Here is a 15710-nt window from a genome sequence, read left to right on the forward strand (position 1 = left end):
GAGAGAGACGATGAGCTACACCAACTTCACCGTCGAGACCGATGCGGATGGTATTGCCCTGGTCACCTGGGACATGCCCGGCAAGTCCATGAACGTCTTCACCGAAGAGGTGATGAACGAACTCGATGCCATCATCGATACGACCGTCGCCGACAGCGCCGTCAAGGGCGTCGTCATCACCTCGGGCAAGTCCTCCTTTTCCGGCGGCGCTGATCTGTCGATGATCAAATCCATGTTCACCCTCTACCAGCAGGAGAAGTCGGCAAACCCTGACGGTGCTGCGCAAAAACTCTTCGATCTCGTCGGTCGCATGACCGGCCTCTTCCGCAAGCTCGAAACCTGCGGCAAGCCCTGGGTCTCGGCCATCAACGGCACCTGCATGGGCGGTGCCTTCGAAATGTCGCTCGCTTGCCACGGCCGCGTCGCCTCCAATGCCAAGAGCGTCAAGATCGCCCTGCCGGAAGTCAAGGTCGGCATCTTTCCCGGTGCCGGTGGCACGCAGCGCATCTCGCGTCTGACGGATGCCCAGTCCGCCTTGCAGATGATGACGACAGGCCAGTCGCTGAACGCTTCGCGCGCCAAGGCCATGAACCTCGTCCATCAGGTGGTCGAGCCGGATCAACTGATCCCCGCCGCAAAGCAGATGATCAAGGATGGCTTGAAGCCTGTTGCCCCCTGGGACGAAAAGGGCTTCAAGGTTCCCGGCGGCGGCATCTGGACACCCGCCGCAGCCCAGCTCTGGCCGGCAGCGCCCGCGATCCTGCGGCGTGAAACATCAGGCAATTATCCGGGTGCCCTCGCCATCCTGAAATGCGTCTATGAAGGCCTGCAGGTACCCTTCGATACGGCGCTCAAGATCGAGCAGCGCTATTTCACGCAGGTGCTGCAGACCACCGAGGCCTTCTCGATGATCCGCTCGCTCTTCATCTCCATGCAGGAACTCAACAAGGGCGCCCGTCGCCCGGCAGGCGTTCCGAAGACGGAGCTGAGGAAGGTCGGCGTCGTCGGCGCCGGTTTCATGGGCGCCTCCATCGCTTACGTCACGGCAGCCGCCGGCTTCGAAGTCATCCTGATCGACCGCGATATCGAGGCTGCCACCAAGGGCAGGGGCGTTGGCGAAGGCCTCGTCAAGGATTCTATCGGTAAGGGTCGTCTTACACAGGACGAGGGTGCCGCGCTGCTTTCCCGCATCACACCCTCGGCGGACTATACCGATTTGAAGGATGCCGATCTCGTTATTGAAGCGGTCTTCGAAGACCGCGCCGTCAAGAAAGCGGTCATCGAACAGGTCGAGGCCGTCATCCCGGAAACCACGATCTTTGCCTCCAACACTTCGACCCTGCCGATCACGGGCCTTGCCGAAAATTCCAAGCGCCCGGAGCAGTTCATCGGCGTACATTTCTTCTCGCCGGTCGAAAAGATGATGCTGACCGAGGTCATCCTTGGCAAAAACACCGGCGACCGGGCGCTCGCCGTGGCGCTGGATTATGTCGCCGCCATCAAGAAAACGCCGATCGTTGTCAACGATGTCAGGGGCTTCTTCGTCAACCGCTGCGTCTTCCGCTACATCCACGAAGCCTATGACATGCTGATCGAAGGCGTGCCGGCGGCAATGATCGAGAATGCTGCCAAGATGGCCGGCATGCCGGTCGGCCCGCTGTCGCTGAATGACGAAGTGGCGATCGATCTCTCGCAGAAGATCCTCAAGGCCACGGTCGCCGATCTCGGCCCCAAGGCCGTCGACGCGCGCCACCTTGCCCTCATCAACAAGCTGGTCGACGAACTCGACCGCCGAGGCCGCAAGAACGGCAAGGGCTTCTACGAATATCCAGCCAAGCCCGCCAAGAAGTTCCTCTGGCCTGAGCTGAAAACACTCTACCCACAGAAGCCGGCCGACGAGATCGACGTGAGCATTCTGAAGCAGCGCTTCCTGGTAACGATCGCGCTCGAAGCTGCCCGCACCATGGAAGAAGGCATCGTCACCGATCCGCGTGAGGCCGACGTCGGCTCCATCCTCGGCTTCGGCTTTGCGCCCTATACGGGCGGTGCGCTGAGCTATATCGACGGCATGGGCGTCAAGGCCTTCGTAGACCTCGCCGAAAAGCTGGCCTCCGCCTATGGCGATCACTTCAGGCCGACACCGCTGCTGAAGGACATGGCCGCCAAGGGCGAAACCTTCTACGGCCGCTTCGATCCCTATCCGGCGACTGACCGGGCTGCATAAGCAACGAGGCGGCAAGGCTCGCTGCAGCCTTAGCCGCGCTCCCGTTCTTGTTAAATCCAGCCCCTGTGCGATGAGGAGCTTCAAGCTGGCAGTAGCGATGATGCGATCCACGCAGATTCGTATGCAGGCATATAAGATCCGTGGAAGTTCTGCCCACATTCCTTAAACGGCGAGGCGGAAATCTTCTATCTGACTATCGTCAAACATCTGGCGCAGCATCTCCAGGATCACATGGACCTTGTCGGATTTGACCGAGTAGTAGATCGTCTGCGCATCACGCCGCGTCTTGACGAGGTCCTTGCTGCGGAGCTTGGCAAGGTGCTGGGAGAGGGCGGATTGGCTGATGCCGATTATATCGGCAAGATTGTTGACCGCGACCTCACGCTCCGCCAGGGTCTGCAGCACCCTCAGCCGATGGGCATTCGCCATGACCAGCAACAGCTCGGCTTTCTTTTCATAACTGTCGGTATTCATGAGTTTCCCTTCGCAATTGATAAACGGTAATTTCACATAACTAATACAGAATTATCTTAATATGGCAGAAAGGCGTAATTTTCCCTCTCTGCCTTCTAAACGCTTCCGGATAGGCTCGCTCTTTCGAGCAGGCGCTCCTGCCGCATTCATATTTCATCAGGCATTGCGGCTCACAAATCTCTCGCATAGCGCCTATATGCGTATCCGGAATCATGCAAAGAAAAGTGCCACCGCACATTTCAGTTCAAGCGATGGAATCATGAAGAAGATCGGTTTTCTCTCTTTCGGGCATTGGACGCCCTCGCCGCAATCTCAGACGCGCTCGGCAGGTGATACGCTGCTGCAGTCGATAGACCTCGCCGTCGCCGCCGAGGAATTGGGGGCGGATGGCGCCTATTTCCGCGTTCACCACTTCGCCCGCCAGCTTGCCTCGCCATATCCGCTGCTTGCGGCTGTCGGCGCAAGGACGAGCCGCATAGAGATCGGCACGGCTGTTATCGATATGCGCTACGAAAACCCCCTCTACATGGCGGAGGATGCCGGTGCGGCCGATCTGATTTCGCGCGGGCGCCTGCAGCTCGGCATCAGCCGCGGCTCGCCCGAGCAGGTCGTCGATGGCTGGCGCTATTTCGGCTACAACCCGCCGGAAGGCCAGAGCGATGCCGATATGGGCCGCCGCCATGCCGAGGTCTTCCTGGAAGTGCTGAAGGGCGAAGGTTTCGCCGAGCCCAATCCACGGCCGATGTTCCCCAATCCGCCCGGCCTATTGCGCCTCGAGCCGCACTCCGAAGGCTTGCGTGACCGCATCTGGTGGGGCGCGGGCTCGAACGCCACGGCGGTCTGGGCTGCCAAGCTCGGCATGAATCTCCAGAGCTCGACGCTGAAGGACGATGAGACGGGCGAAGCGTTCCATATCCAGCAGGCCAAGCAGATCCGTGCCTATCGAGATGCCTGGAGGGACGCCGGCCATGCCCGCGAGCCGCGCGTTTCCGTCAGCCGAAGCATCTTCGCGCTGGTGAACGATCGCGACCGCTCGTATTTCGGCTATGGCAATGATGGGCAGGACAAGATCGGCTTCATCGACGAGAATACCAGGGCGATCTTCGGCCGCTCCTATGCCGCCGAGCCTGATGCTCTCATCGAGGAGTTGAAGAAGGACGAGGCGATTGCCGAGGCCGACACGCTGCTGCTCACCGTGCCCAACCAACTCGGCGTGGAGTATAATGCCCACGTCATCGAATCGATCCTGAAATATGTCGCCCCGGCGCTTGGCTGGCGCTGATGATACTGCGCGACGGCGTCATGCCGTCGCCGTTTCTCTGGTGTTCCGCACCGCCATCAGCCCGGCAAGGCTGACGAGGATGATGGCTGTGGCATAGATATCCGTCGTTGCTCCATAGCCGATCGACTTGACGAGGAAGCCGGCAAGGATCGCCGGCAGGCTGAAGGCGAGATAGCTCTGGATGTAGAAGGCCGACAACAGGCCGGCCCGCTCTTCCGGCTTGGCCAGCGGCATGATCGTCCCGATAGAGCCGAGAAAGTTTGTGCCGAAGCCGGCACCGGTCAAAAGCGTGCCCATCAGCAACAGCGGCACGCTGGCGAGATGCACACCTGCCACGACTGTCAGAATGCCGAGCGTCTGTGCACTCACGCCGAAGGCGAGATTGGCCTTCGGGCTGCGGCTGCGACGCAGGAACACGGAGACTGCGCCTGATAACATCAGTGCAGCAACGACCGCCCCGCCCGTCAGTGGTGCGCGGCTGCCTGTGGTGGAGGCGACCAGCGAAGGCACGAGCGACAGGTAAAAACCACCGAGCGTCCAGTTGGCAATATTGATCGGCGTCACCAGCGACAGCGACCGCTTCACCTGCTGCGGAATGGAAATGGCCGGCTTCAACGATCCGAAGACGCCAGGCCGCGTGCCGCCCGTCTCCCGCGTCAACCACAGCGCAATGGCCTGCACCGCAAAGGCGGCAAGCAGCAGGGCATAGACGAGATGCAACGGTTCCGGTCCGTACTGGATCAGCGCACTGGTGCCGATCGTTCCGATCGCCATGCCGGAAAGCGGCGCGATCGAATTGACGATCTGCCCATTGGCCCGGTCGATATCGACAAGAGCGGCGCCGAGGGAGGCACCGGCTATACCGGTGGCGATACCCTGCACGATGCGTGCGGCGATCAGCCATTCCGGACCGCTGGCGATGGAAAACAGCGCCATGGCAATGATTTCGAGGATCAGCGCGCGGAAGATTACCGGTCGCCGCCCGAGATGATCGGAGATCGAGCCGGCAATCAGCAATGCTCCAAGCAGCGCGAAGGCGTATACTGCAAAAATGACAGTGATGAGGATGGGAGAAACGGCAAAGGCTTCCTGATAGATGCGATAGAGCGGCGTGGGCGCCGCCGACGCGCCGAAGAAGACGGCAAGCGTCAGAGCGTGGAAGCCCATGGGCGACGAATTCTTGATGGATTCGGGAGCGGCGACCATATATAAGCCCCTTAAAGCTAAGTCGTTGCGTTAGCTCTATCTAGGCAAGGCAAAACATAAAAGCAAATAATTTGCGTTAATGGATATATGAAAGTTTCTGAACTGTTGATGCTGGAGCAATTCCAGCAAAAGTGTGCAGCGGTTTTGCGTCCGCGACAGGCGAAAAAAAACCTGGAGCGTGCCAGGCGGATCTGAAAGATCGCAGCACGCTTTAGGGGGAGGAGGTTGGGTTCGAAATGGCAGTGAAAGAGAATATCCGTCCCGGTGGCAGAAGTGCGCGTGTCCAGGCTTCGGTGCATGCGGCAGTCCGCGAACTCCTGGCAGACATGAGCCGCGCGGAGATCACTGTTCCGCTGATTGCGACACGCGCAGGCGTGACCCCGTCCACCATCTACCGCCGCTGGGGTGACCTGCAGGAATTGCTTGCCGATGTCGCCGTCGAGCGTCTGCGTCCCGACATGGAGCCGGTCGATACCGGCAGTGGCGCCGGTGACCTGGAAGCCTGGGCCGAGCAATATGCGGAGGAAATGTCCTCCGGCCCCGGCCGCGAATATATCCGGGACGTGCTCTCAGCCCAGACAGGTGACAATGCCAATAAATGCTGCAACTTTACCCGCCAGCAGATCGAGACGATTGCCGGCCGGGCGAAGGAGAGGGGTGAGGTCTTTCCCGATGTCGATGTCGTGATGGACCGCGTGGTCGCCCCTATCATGTACCGCATCCTGTTCGGTGATGTCCCGACCGCCGCCCGTGTGCAGGAGCTTGTCGGCCACGTCTTCGGCCGGCGTAAGGCCGCCTGATCTTCACTCGGCGGCGGTGCGCTTCAAGCCGGAAATCTGTGTGATGTAGGCGCGCAATGCCGCCGGGCGCACCGGCTTGTGTTGTACCGCGATGCCGTGCTTTTCCGCCTCGGCCCGCACTTCCGGTGTCCGGTCGGCGGTAACGAGCAGGGCTGGAATATCGATGCCGAAATGCTGCCGCAGGTGCAGGATCGCTTCGACCCCGGTTCCGTCAGCGAGATGGTAATCGGCAATGACGAGGTCCGGCGGCTGCCGCATCGAAAGCATCCGGACAGCGGAAAGCGAATCCACCGCCTGCGTTTCACAGCCCCATCCGTCGATCAGCAGCCGCATGCCTTCGAGGATCTTCGGTTCGTTGTCGATGCAGAGGATGCGCAGATCCTGCAACGGCTGCGCCGTCCGGTCGACGGGAAGTATGGCTGCAGCGGTTTCCGCACTCTTTGAGATATCGAGCGGAATGAGGATTCGGAATTCCGTACCTTTGCCATGGGTCGAATAAAGCTCGACTTTATGGCTGAGCACGCGGGCGATGCGGTCGACGATGGAGAGCCCGAGCCCCAGGCCCGATGCGGTTTTGGCGCCCTCATCGAGCCTCGCGAATTCCTTGAACACCGTCCGGAATTTCGAGGGCGGAATGCCGATGCCGGAATCCATCACCTGGATCACCACTTGATTGCCACGCCGCCGCGCGCCGACCAGCACCTTGCCGCTGACGGTATATTTGATGGCGTTGGAGACGAGGTTCTGCACCAGCCGCCGCAGCAGGTTCGGGTCGGAGCGAACGCGCAGGGACGTCGGCATCACTTTGAGCTTCAGCTTCTTCTCGCGTGCGATCGGCGCAAAATCGGTCTCAATGCGTTCCAGCAGGTCGGACAGCGGCACGGATGCCAGCCGCGGCCGCATGGCGCCGGTATCGAGGCGGGAAATATCGAGCACGGCGCCGAGAATGCTCTCAACCGATTCCAGCGCAGAATCGATATTGCGCACGATCGGGCTGTTTTCCGATTGCGCCATGCGCTCGACGAGAGCGGAGGAGTAAAGCCGGGCGGCATTGAGCGGCTGCAGGATATCGTGACCGGCAGCGGCAAAGAAGCGGGTCTTGCCGATGTTGGCCTCGTCTGCCGCAGCGCGCGCCTCGCCGAGTTCCCGGTTGACGCGGGTCAGTTCTGCGGTTCGCTCCACGACGCGCTGCTCCAGCGTCTCGTTTGCCTGCTTCAGTGCCCGGTCGGCGGCGACGCGCTGAGTGATGTCGGTAAAGGTCGCGACGATACCTTTGTCCGGCATGGCATTGGAGCGCACTTCGATGATGCGTTCGCCGCCTCCGAGCACGAGCGGGAAGGGCTTGTCGAGCGTCAGGAAGTGCCGCACGGCCTGTGACTGGTCGCCGGGTGCGATATCGCCGCGCTGGCTCAGGATGTTGACGATCTCCGAGAGCGGAAAACCGACCTGACCGGCATTTTCCGGCAGGTCCAGCAATTGCCGGAAACGTCGGTTCCAGATGGTCAGCCGATTGGAACTGTCGAAGACAGCGATGCCCTGGTCCATCTGTGAAAGTGCGGTCTGCAGCATGTCCTGATTATATTGCAGCGCTTCGCTCGCCTGATCGAGCAGCCATGCCGTATCGGACGAGGCATCCTCGATCTTCTGCAGGATCAGGGACAGCACCAGCCGCGCCGAGGAGGAGCCGATGGCGCTGCCGAGAAGCTGCTCGGTGAAATGGATAAGCGCCATGTCGGCCGGCTGGTCGTCCTCCAGTTTGCGCCCGGAACTCTGCTCGTAGGTCGCAAGCGAGCGCTGCATGCGCTCCTCGCCGAGATAGCGGGCGATCGCCGTCTTGAGATCGCCGACGCTGATGCGGGTCTTCCAGCCGCGCGTGGCAAATTGCGAGCGCGAATGCCGCTTGACGAAGATGCCGGCCTGGATGCGTTCCAGTGGTTTGGCGTTGCGTGTCAGCGAGCCGACGATGAAGGCGGCGGTGTTGACGAGCAGGCTCATCGCCGTCGCATTGACAAGCGGATCGGTATCCGGGCCGGTAAAGAGCGTCGTGCCGGGAAAGATGAAGCCGAGGAAGGTGCTTGCCACATAGGAATAATCCGGGCCTCCGAGGGACGGCAGGAACAGCAGGTAGACCCAGATGATGAAGCCCGACGATAGGCCGAGGATGGCGCCGCGCGCATTCGCCCGCCGCCAGATCATGCCGCCGAAGAGGGCGGGTGCAATCTGCGCGATGGCGGCAAAGGAGAGCAGGCCGATCGAAGCAAGCCCTGCCGTGCTGTCCGTCGAGCGATAATAGGCATAACCTAGCAGCAGCACGGCGAAGATGGCGCTGCGGCGGATATTGAGCAGGCTCTTTGCGAAGTCGTCGCGCTGGCTCGCAAGACCCGCGAGCTTCCGGCGCAGGAAGAACGGCATGACGATGTCGTTCGACACCATGATGGAAAGCGCCACGGAATCGACGATCACCATGGCGGTCGCCGCTGAAAAACCGCCGATGAACGTGATCAGCGAGACTGCAGGCATTTGCCCTGCAAGTGGCAGGGTAAGAACATAAAGATCGGCGTTGCCGTTGCCTCCGAAGATGAGCAGCCCGCCGATGGCGACCGGCAGCACGAAGAGATTGATGGCAATCAGATAAAGCGGAAAGAGAATACCCGCGAGCCGGAGCTGCTTTGCCGTGCGGTTTTCGACGACGGTGACATGGAACTGGCGCGGCAGCATGATGATCGCAAAGGCGGAGAGCAGCGTCAGCGTGATCCATCGGCTGAGCGGGGTCTGATAGTCGAGTGCGCCGGTGACCAGGGTGTTCTCCGATCCCTTCTGCCACAGGTCGCTTGGCCCGTCGAACAGGAACCAGATGACGCAGACGCCTGCCGTCAGGAAGGCAACGAGCTTCACCATCGATTCCATCGATACCGCGAGGATGAGCCCGTCCTGATGTTCGGTCGCATCGGTGTGGCGGGTGCCGAACATGATGGCGAAGCAGGTTAGCACCAGCGTGACGATCAGCGGCAGGTCGAGGAAGTAGAGATTGCCGCTGCCGATGCCATAGTCGGATGGATTGACCATGGCCGTGACGGTCGCCGAAATGGATTTCAGCTGCAGCGCGATATAGGGAATGGTGCCGATGAGGCAGATCAGCGCCACGATGGTGGCAACCGTGGAATTTTTGCCGTAGCGCGCGGCAATGAAATCGGCGACGGAGGTCAGCTTCTCGGCCTTGGCGAGTTCGATGATACGCCGGAGCAGCGGCATGCCGAGTGTGAAGACGAGGATCGGCCCGATATAGATGCCGGCAAATTCCAGCCCGTTATGGGCAGCTAAGCCGACGCCGCCGAAATAGGTCCAGGACGTGCAGTAGATCGCCAGGCTGAGTGCATAGACCACCGGCCGGCCGCCTTCCGGCACACCGAATTTCCGGCTCCGGCGATCGCCATAGCTTGCCACTGCGAAAAGCAGCAGAAGATAACCCAAGGCAAACGCAAATATGATCCAGCCTGGAAGCATTGACCCTCCGCCGGCGGACAATCCGCCGTCCTCCGGAACAGTTTGAAGATTAGGGCAATTCAGCAAGTTTGAAAATTGCCGCGGCCTTGGTCTTAAGTTCTACGCGGAAGGGGACAGTGTTCGAATATTTCCAATTGTCGATTGATTAATTGAGATGGAGGTGTAGCTAATGAAAACAACGGCATGTCTTTGAAAATGCATCAAGGGGAGACAGATCTGATGCTCAATGAGTTCAAAGCATTCATCGCCCGCGGCAATGTCATGGATCTTGCTGTCGGCGTTATCATCGGCGGCGCCTTCGGGGGCATCGTCAAATCTCTGGTCGACGATATCATCATGCCGATCGTCGGTGCGATCTTCGGCGGTTTCGACTTCTCCAACTACTTCATTCCGCTGTCATCCAAGGTCACTGAGACGAGCCTTGCCGGCGCCCGCGCTCAGGGCGCCGTTTTCGCGTATGGCAGCTTCATTACCGTCCTCATCAATTTCCTGATCCTCGCGTGGATCATCTTCCTGATGATCAAGGCTGTGAATATTCTGCGCGAGCAGGTCGAGCGCAAGGAAAAGCAAGCGCCGGCAGAGGTTCCGCCGCCGCCGGCGGATGTCGCGCTGCTGACGGAAATCCGCGACCTTCTCGCCAAACGCCCCGCCGTCTGATCTGGTCCCGAGCCCGTCCGCCCCGGCCGGGCTCAATCATCACGAAAATCGATATGCCATCACGCATTATCATGGGATTTGCGCCTGCAAATCCGCTATGAAGGCGTGAACTGGAGATATGCATGTCGATTGTAAGCAGCCTCAGCCCGCGCGCCATTGCAGCGCCAGAAAGCGGGATCGTCGAAGTCGTCAACTATGCCCGCGGCCGTGAAGGCCTCCTGCCGCTCTGGGTCGGCGAGGGTGATCTTCCTACCCCCGATTTCATCAATCAGGCCGCCATGCAGGCGCTCGCCGCCGGCGAGACCTTCTACACCTGGCAGCGCGGCATTCCCGAGTTGCGCCAGGCGCTGTCGGATTATTATTTCAGGCATTTTGGCATCCGCCTTCCGGTCGAGCATTTTTATGTGACCGGTTCGGGCATGCAGGCGATCCAGATTGCCGTTCAGGCAATCACCTCGCCCGGCGATGAATATGTCTATCTCACCCCAGCTTGGCCGAACATTGCCGCTGCACTCGAAATCGCCGGCGCCCGATCGGTTGGCGTAGAGCTCCAGTTCGAAGGTGGCACCTGGGCGGTTGACCTCAACCGCATCGAGACGGCCATCACGCCGAAGACCCGCGGCCTCTTCATCAACACGCCGTCGAACCCGACTGGCTGGACCGCGACGAAGGACGATCTGGCCGATATCCTGGCGCTGGCCCGCAAGCATCATCTCTGGATCATGGCCGACGAGATCTATGCCCGTTATTTCTACGCTGGTGGCCGGGCGCCCTCTTTCCTTGATGTGATGGAACCGGGCGACAAGGTGATGTTCGTCAACTCCTTCTCCAAGAACTGGTCGATGACCGGTTGGCGCGTCGGCTGGATTGTTGCTCCACCGGAAGCCGGGCAGGTGCTGGAAAACCTGATCCAATATTCCACTTCGGGCGTTGCTCAGTTCATGCAGAAGGGCGCGGTCGCAGCCCTCAACGAGGGTGACGCCTTCGTGCAGACGAACATCGACAAGGCAACCCGCTCCCGCGATATCCTCTGCGATGTACTGATCGCCACCAATCGGGTCGAAACACTGAAGCCCGATGGCGCGCTTTACGCCTTCCTCAAGATCGACGGCGTCACCGACAGCCGCAAGGCTGCGATCGACATCGTCGACAAGACCGGTGTCGGCCTTGCCCCTGGCACGGCCTTCGGACCCGGCGGCGAACTTTTTCTGCGCGCCTGCTTCCTGCGCGATCCGGCGCAGGTGACAGTCGCGGCCGAACGGCTTTGCGACTATATCCTGAAGCTCTAGACGGAGCGACGCATCGCTTCCGGCAGTACTGGTAGCAGCGTCACATTCCGGCCCTCGACGACGATGACTTCGCCGTCTCTCAGCGGCTGAAAGGGCGTGCCGGCTTCTTCAAGGAAGTTGACCGTCTTTTCGGCGGCTTCGGCCTCATCATGGTCAGAGCGGTAATGCGGGACGATGGAGAAATCGACGAGTCCGAGACCGTCCCACAGGATTGCTTCGTCGTAATCAGGTGCAAGCTGCTGCGGATCGTCCATGATGTCGATACCCTTTAGCGATGGCGTTGCAACGACCGCCCCGGCGCTGAAGCCGCCATAGACGAGCGCATCCTGGCGCAGCAATTCCCCGATGATGCGATCGAAGCCGCTCTGCCGCATGGCCCGCCGCAGAAGAAATGCATTGCCGCCGACTGCCCAGACGAGGTCGAAGCCGGCGAGCGCCTTTCTGAGTGTATTCGGCCGTCCAAAATATTGCCGCAAATCCAGTTCTTCCGCCTGGATCCCCCAATCGGCAAGCTCTGCCTTGGGATCATAGATATTGGCCTCATAGGCACGCCGGGCCTTGGTCGGAATGAAGTCCAGCGCGTTCTGGATGACGGCGGCGCGCCGTCCGCCATTGAGAAGTTTCCTCAGCCGGAAGGCGCTGGCGCCGAGCCGGTAGGATGAGAGGTAGAGTCTCATCGTTGCCGCTCCCTGTTTTGGAGAAGCGGGTTACGAACCGGCATTGAGAGAAGATCTTGTGCCACGAGAAGTCCTTTGTATGGGGCGGACACCGGGGCAGAAACAAAAAACCCCGCGCGTGTCCGGCGGGGTTGGATCGGGTAAAGTGAACAGTTTCAGGTCACAAGCCGACACCCCCACCGCAAAGGGTGGTCGTCATGCCCATCGTCATAACCTGAAACGCGTAGTTGTTCATGCACCTACCTTGACTTGCCGTGGACGCCTTGTCAACGCGATCGGAAAAGGGGTGGCAAAAGGCGTTTTTGTCCCGAAACCGGCTGTTCGATAAAATTGTAGAAATTCCTGAAATCCGCCTCTAACCACATCTCCAAACATACTGGCTGCAAAGGCTTTCCGAGGCCGCTTGATAATAAAATCGGAAAGGAAAAGGCCGTTCTGATGCTCCCGAAAAAACATAAAACAGGGAATGCAGACATGGCGGTTCTGGTGACGGGTGGGGCTGGATATATCGGCAGCCACATGGTTTGGACGCTGCTCGATGCCGGGGAAGATGTGGTCGTGCTCGATCGGCTCTCCACCGGTTTTCGCTGGGCTGTGGCGCCGGCCGCGCGCTTCTATCTCGGCGATGTCGCCGACACGGACGTTCTGAAGAAGATCTTCATCGAGAACGATATCGAAGCGATCATCCATTTCGCCGGCTCTGCTGTCGTCCCTGTATCGGTTACCGATCCGCTCTCCTATTACGATAATAACTCGGGTAAAACGCGCGTGCTTCTGAGCGCCGCCATCAAGGCCGGCATCCGCAACTTCGTCTTCTCCTCGACGGCCGCCGTCTACGGCCAGCAGAAGAGCTCCGCTCCGGTGAAGGAAACGGCGCCGCTCAACCCGGAAAATCCTTACGGTCAGTCCAAGCTGATGACCGAAATGATGCTGCGTGATGCCGCCGCCGCCTACGATTTCGATTATGTGGCGCTGCGCTACTTCAATGTCGCCGGTGCTGATCCGCATCTGCGTACCGGCCAGTCGACCTCCGGCGCGACCCATCTCATAAAGGTCGCCTGCGAGGCAGCGCTTGGAAAGCGCGACAGCATCGCCGTCTACGGCTTCGATTACCCGACCCATGATGGCACCGGCGTGCGTGATTATATCCATGTGAGCGATTTGACGGCGGCGCATTTGAAAGCGCTCCAGCATCTGCGCCAGGGTAGGGGGCCACTCGTCGCCAATTGCGGTTATGGCAACGGCTATTCCGTGCTCGATGTCTTGAACATGGTCACCCGCCTGAACGGCCACTCCTTCAAGATCAATATGGCGCCGCGCCGGCCGGGCGACGCGGCAAGCGTCGTCGCCGATGCGACGCTCGCCCGCCGCGTGCTGAACTGGACGCCGAAACACGATTCGCTGGAAACCATCGTCCGCAGTTCGCTCGATTGGGAACTCTTCCTGATGAACAAGAGCGTCGACGATCTGCACAGCATTCATCGCGCGCTGGCTGCGGCCTCCTTCTGAACTTGCAACCGAGCATTTACCATCCTCGCGCAGATGCGAGGGTCTGACGTTAAGTGAATAAGGAATAATCAAGCTTTCTCTGGCTCTCTTCCGCCAAAGGAAAAGGGATCATGAAGAACTTCATAGCATCATTGCGGCTGCAAAAAGATAATCCGAAGTTTCTGGTGGCGCAGTTCAAGGCTTTGTCATCACAGATTCCGATTTTGTACGTTCTTCTCGTCATCAATGCCCTGGCCGTGGCTATCACGCATATCAAGTCGGCGCCTCTTTGGCTTTCGCTCTACATTCCCGTCAGTCTCAGCATCGTTTGCGTCTTCCGCCTCTGCTGGTGGGAGATAACAGGCAAGGAAAATGTCACGCCGGAGCGTGCGCTGAGGCTGATGAAGGTGACGCTGGTCGGCGCCGTTATCCTCACGATCGGCTTCGGCGGCTGGGCTGTTGCGCTCTATCAATATGGCGATGCCTCGCAGCAGGGTCAGATCGCCTATTTCCTCGTCGTAACCGGCATTTCCTGCGTCTTCTGTCTGATGCACCTGCCGCTCGCAGCGGCGATTACAACGGTCATCACGTTCACAGCGATGATCGTGACCTTCCTGTTTTCCGGTAACCCGGTTTTCGTCGCGACGGCAGTCAGCGGCCTTTTCCTCGTTCTGCCCTTTCTGCGCGTCATAAACAGCTATTTCCAGAATTTCGCCCATCTGGTCTGGCTTGCCGAGGAACTCAAGCAGAAGCAGGCGGAAGCCGAGGAACTGAACCTCGTCAATAGCCGCAATGCCATGCAGGACCAACTGACCGGTCTTGCCAACCGCCGCAGTTTCTTCCTCTCGCTCGAGAAGATGCTGCAGAAGAATCCGGCCGCGCCGCCCGTCATCGGCATCCTCGATCTCGACGGCTTCAAGCCTGTCAACGATGTCTTCGGCCACGCGGCCGGCGATCTCGTGTTGAAGGAGACGGCGCGCCGCTTCGTCTCGCTGGTCGGCGATCAGGGTATCGTCTCACGCCTCGGCGGCGATGAATTCGGCATCATTTTCCCGTCTGATATGACGTTGAGGGGCGTCTCCGACCTCGGTCTGGCGCTGTGTGCCGCCGTGCGTGATCCCTATGAAATTCCTGACGGTTCAGTGCGTGTCTCCGGCTCCTGCGGCATCGTTTATCCTGATGCGGGCGAATACAGCGCCGAAGATCTCTACGAAAAGGCGGACTTCGCGCTCTATCAGGTCAAGAGCAAGCGTACCGGCGGTGTCGAACTCTTCTCGCCGGAGCACGAAAAAATCCTGACGCAGCGCTATCTGATCGAACTGGAGCTGCAGGCGGAGAATTTTGCCAAGGAGTTGAAGCTCGAATATCAGCCGATCATCGAACTGCGCAGCGGCCGTGTCGTCGGTTTTGAGGCGCTTGCGCGTTGGGACAGCGCGCGCTTCGGCCGTATCAGCCCGGATGCCTTCATCCCGGCTGCCGAGCGCACTGCCGTGATCGGCCGCGTGACGCGCATTCTCTTCGGCCAGGCGCTCGACGCGCTGAAGATCATGCCGTCGCACCTGCGCGTTTCCTTCAACCTCTCGGCCCGCGATATCTGCGACCACGAAACATCGATGGTCCTGCTCGCCATGATCACGCGCTCCGGCGTCGATCCCAAACGCATCGAATTCGAGATCACAGAGACGGCGCTGCTGTCGGACTTCGACACCGCCGATCAGGTGATCGGCGTGTTGCGCGCTGCCGGCATCTCGATTGCGCTTGACGATTTCGGTACGGGTTACTCGAGCTTGAGCCACATCCACCGCCTGGCCTTCGACAAGCTGAAGATCGACAAGGCCTTCGTGATGAATTTCGATCGCGATGCGCGCTGCATGAACATCACCCGCTCCGTCGCCAATCTCTGCCAGAACCTTGGCATTGCCTCAGTGGCCGAAGGGGTCGAAAGTGAGGACGTGGCAGAGTCGCTGAAAGGCATCGGTGTGCGCCTGGCGCAGGGCTATTATTTCTCTCGGCCGCTGCCGCTGGAACTGGCAATCGACTACGCGGTCAGGCGCGATGTCAGCGTTTCGCAGTCTCTCTCGGCCTGATTGATCAGCCAGCCACTGGAAC

The 15710-nt window shown here is 59.9% G+C and carries 11 protein-coding genes; 7 read left to right on the forward strand and 4 right to left on the reverse strand.

What is annotated here, in order from left to right; genetic code table 11:
* Window positions 1-10: 10 nt before the first annotated feature.
* Window positions 11-2224: a 3-hydroxyacyl-CoA dehydrogenase NAD-binding domain-containing protein gene (locus KQ933_RS00960; RefSeq protein WP_216756967.1), complete on the forward strand. Its 2214-nt coding sequence runs from the start codon at window positions 11-13 to the stop codon at window positions 2222-2224.
* A gap of 162 nt (window positions 2225-2386) precedes the next feature.
* On the opposite strand, the gene KQ933_RS00965 is transcribed toward KQ933_RS00960, so the two are convergent.
* Complete coding sequence (locus KQ933_RS00965) at window positions 2387-2698, reverse strand: helix-turn-helix transcriptional regulator (protein WP_216756968.1); 312 nt, start codon at window positions 2696-2698, stop codon at window positions 2387-2389.
* A 259-nt stretch (window positions 2699-2957) separates the two neighbouring features.
* Between KQ933_RS00965 and KQ933_RS00970 the strand changes: the two genes are divergently transcribed.
* Window positions 2958-3980: an LLM class flavin-dependent oxidoreductase gene (locus tag KQ933_RS00970; protein WP_216756969.1), complete on the forward strand. Its 1023-nt coding sequence runs from the start codon at window positions 2958-2960 to the stop codon at window positions 3978-3980.
* 18 nt (window positions 3981-3998) lie between these two features.
* On the opposite strand, the gene KQ933_RS00975 is transcribed toward KQ933_RS00970, so the two are convergent.
* The gene (locus KQ933_RS00975) at window positions 3999-5186 is read right to left on the reverse strand and encodes an MFS transporter (RefSeq protein ID WP_216756970.1); all 1188 of its coding nucleotides are present in this window, start codon (window positions 5184-5186) and stop codon (window positions 3999-4001) included.
* 236 nt (window positions 5187-5422) lie between these two features.
* Here KQ933_RS00975 and KQ933_RS00980 point away from each other — a divergent pair, with 236 nt between their 5' ends.
* A complete protein-coding gene (locus tag KQ933_RS00980) occupies window positions 5423-5986 on the forward strand; it encodes a TetR/AcrR family transcriptional regulator (RefSeq protein ID WP_216756971.1) in 564 nt (187 codons plus the stop codon).
* Window positions 5987-5989: 3 nt separating this feature from the next.
* Here the strand turns inward: KQ933_RS00980 and KQ933_RS00985 are convergent, their stop codons facing one another.
* On the reverse strand, window positions 5990-9490 hold the full coding sequence (locus KQ933_RS00985) for a PAS domain-containing hybrid sensor histidine kinase/response regulator (protein WP_216756972.1): 3501 nt from the start codon (window positions 9488-9490) through the stop codon (window positions 5990-5992).
* 219 nt (window positions 9491-9709) lie between these two features.
* On the opposite strand from KQ933_RS00985, the gene mscL reads away from it, so the two are divergent.
* On the forward strand, window positions 9710-10147 hold the full coding sequence (gene mscL, locus KQ933_RS00990) for a large conductance mechanosensitive channel protein MscL (protein ID WP_183728382.1): 438 nt from the start codon (window positions 9710-9712) through the stop codon (window positions 10145-10147).
* 122 nt (window positions 10148-10269) lie between these two features.
* Window positions 10270-11436 (forward strand): pyridoxal phosphate-dependent aminotransferase, encoded by a 1167-nt coding sequence (locus tag KQ933_RS00995; RefSeq protein ID WP_216756973.1) that lies wholly within the window; start codon window positions 10270-10272, stop codon window positions 11434-11436.
* Here KQ933_RS00995 and KQ933_RS01000 read toward each other — a convergent pair.
* The gene (locus KQ933_RS01000; RefSeq protein ID WP_216756974.1) at window positions 11433-12113 is read right to left on the reverse strand and encodes a Type 1 glutamine amidotransferase-like domain-containing protein; all 681 of its coding nucleotides are present in this window, start codon (window positions 12111-12113) and stop codon (window positions 11433-11435) included. The two genes, KQ933_RS00995 and KQ933_RS01000, sit on opposite strands and share 4 nt — an antisense overlap.
* Window positions 12114-12587: 474 nt before the next feature.
* On the opposite strand from KQ933_RS01000, the gene galE reads away from it, so the two are divergent.
* Both galE and KQ933_RS01010 read left to right on the forward strand, forming a co-directional pair.
* A complete protein-coding gene (galE, locus tag KQ933_RS01005; protein ID WP_216756975.1) occupies window positions 12588-13622 on the forward strand; it encodes a UDP-glucose 4-epimerase GalE in 1035 nt (344 codons plus the stop codon).
* Window positions 13623-13732: 110 nt separating this feature from the next.
* On the forward strand, window positions 13733-15688 hold the full coding sequence (locus KQ933_RS01010; RefSeq protein WP_216756976.1) for a bifunctional diguanylate cyclase/phosphodiesterase: 1956 nt from the start codon (window positions 13733-13735) through the stop codon (window positions 15686-15688).
* The last annotated feature ends 22 nt before the right edge of the window (window positions 15689-15710 follow it).

This window comes from Rhizobium sp. WYJ-E13 (genome assembly GCF_018987265.1).
Lineage (GTDB): Bacteria > Pseudomonadota > Alphaproteobacteria > Rhizobiales > Rhizobiaceae > Rhizobium.

Bases quoted from the DNA above. Each gene is read 5' to 3' on its own strand.
- KQ933_RS00980 (WP_216756971.1), top strand. From the start codon at position 5,423: ATGGCAGTGAAAGAGAATATCCGTCCCGGTGGCAGAAGTGCGCGTGTC.
- KQ933_RS00960 (WP_216756967.1), top strand. From the start codon at position 11: ATGAGCTACACCAACTTCACCGTCGAGACCGATGCGGATGGTATTGCC.
- galE (WP_216756975.1), top strand. From the start codon at position 12,588: ATGGCGGTTCTGGTGACGGGTGGGGCTGGATATATCGGCAGCCACATG.
- KQ933_RS00965 (WP_216756968.1), bottom strand. From the start codon at position 2,698: ATGAATACCGACAGTTATGAAAAGAAAGCCGAGCTGTTGCTGGTCATG.
- KQ933_RS00970 (WP_216756969.1), top strand. From the start codon at position 2,958: ATGAAGAAGATCGGTTTTCTCTCTTTCGGGCATTGGACGCCCTCGCCG.
- KQ933_RS00995 (WP_216756973.1), top strand. From the start codon at position 10,270: ATGTCGATTGTAAGCAGCCTCAGCCCGCGCGCCATTGCAGCGCCAGAA.
- KQ933_RS00975 (WP_216756970.1), bottom strand. From the start codon at position 5,186: ATGGTCGCCGCTCCCGAATCCATCAAGAATTCGTCGCCCATGGGCTTC.
- mscL (WP_183728382.1), top strand. From the start codon at position 9,710: ATGCTCAATGAGTTCAAAGCATTCATCGCCCGCGGCAATGTCATGGAT.
- KQ933_RS01010 (WP_216756976.1), top strand. From the start codon at position 13,733: ATGAAGAACTTCATAGCATCATTGCGGCTGCAAAAAGATAATCCGAAG.
- KQ933_RS00985 (WP_216756972.1), bottom strand. From the start codon at position 9,490: ATGCTTCCAGGCTGGATCATATTTGCGTTTGCCTTGGGTTATCTTCTG.
- KQ933_RS01000 (WP_216756974.1), bottom strand. From the start codon at position 12,113: ATGAGACTCTACCTCTCATCCTACCGGCTCGGCGCCAGCGCCTTCCGG.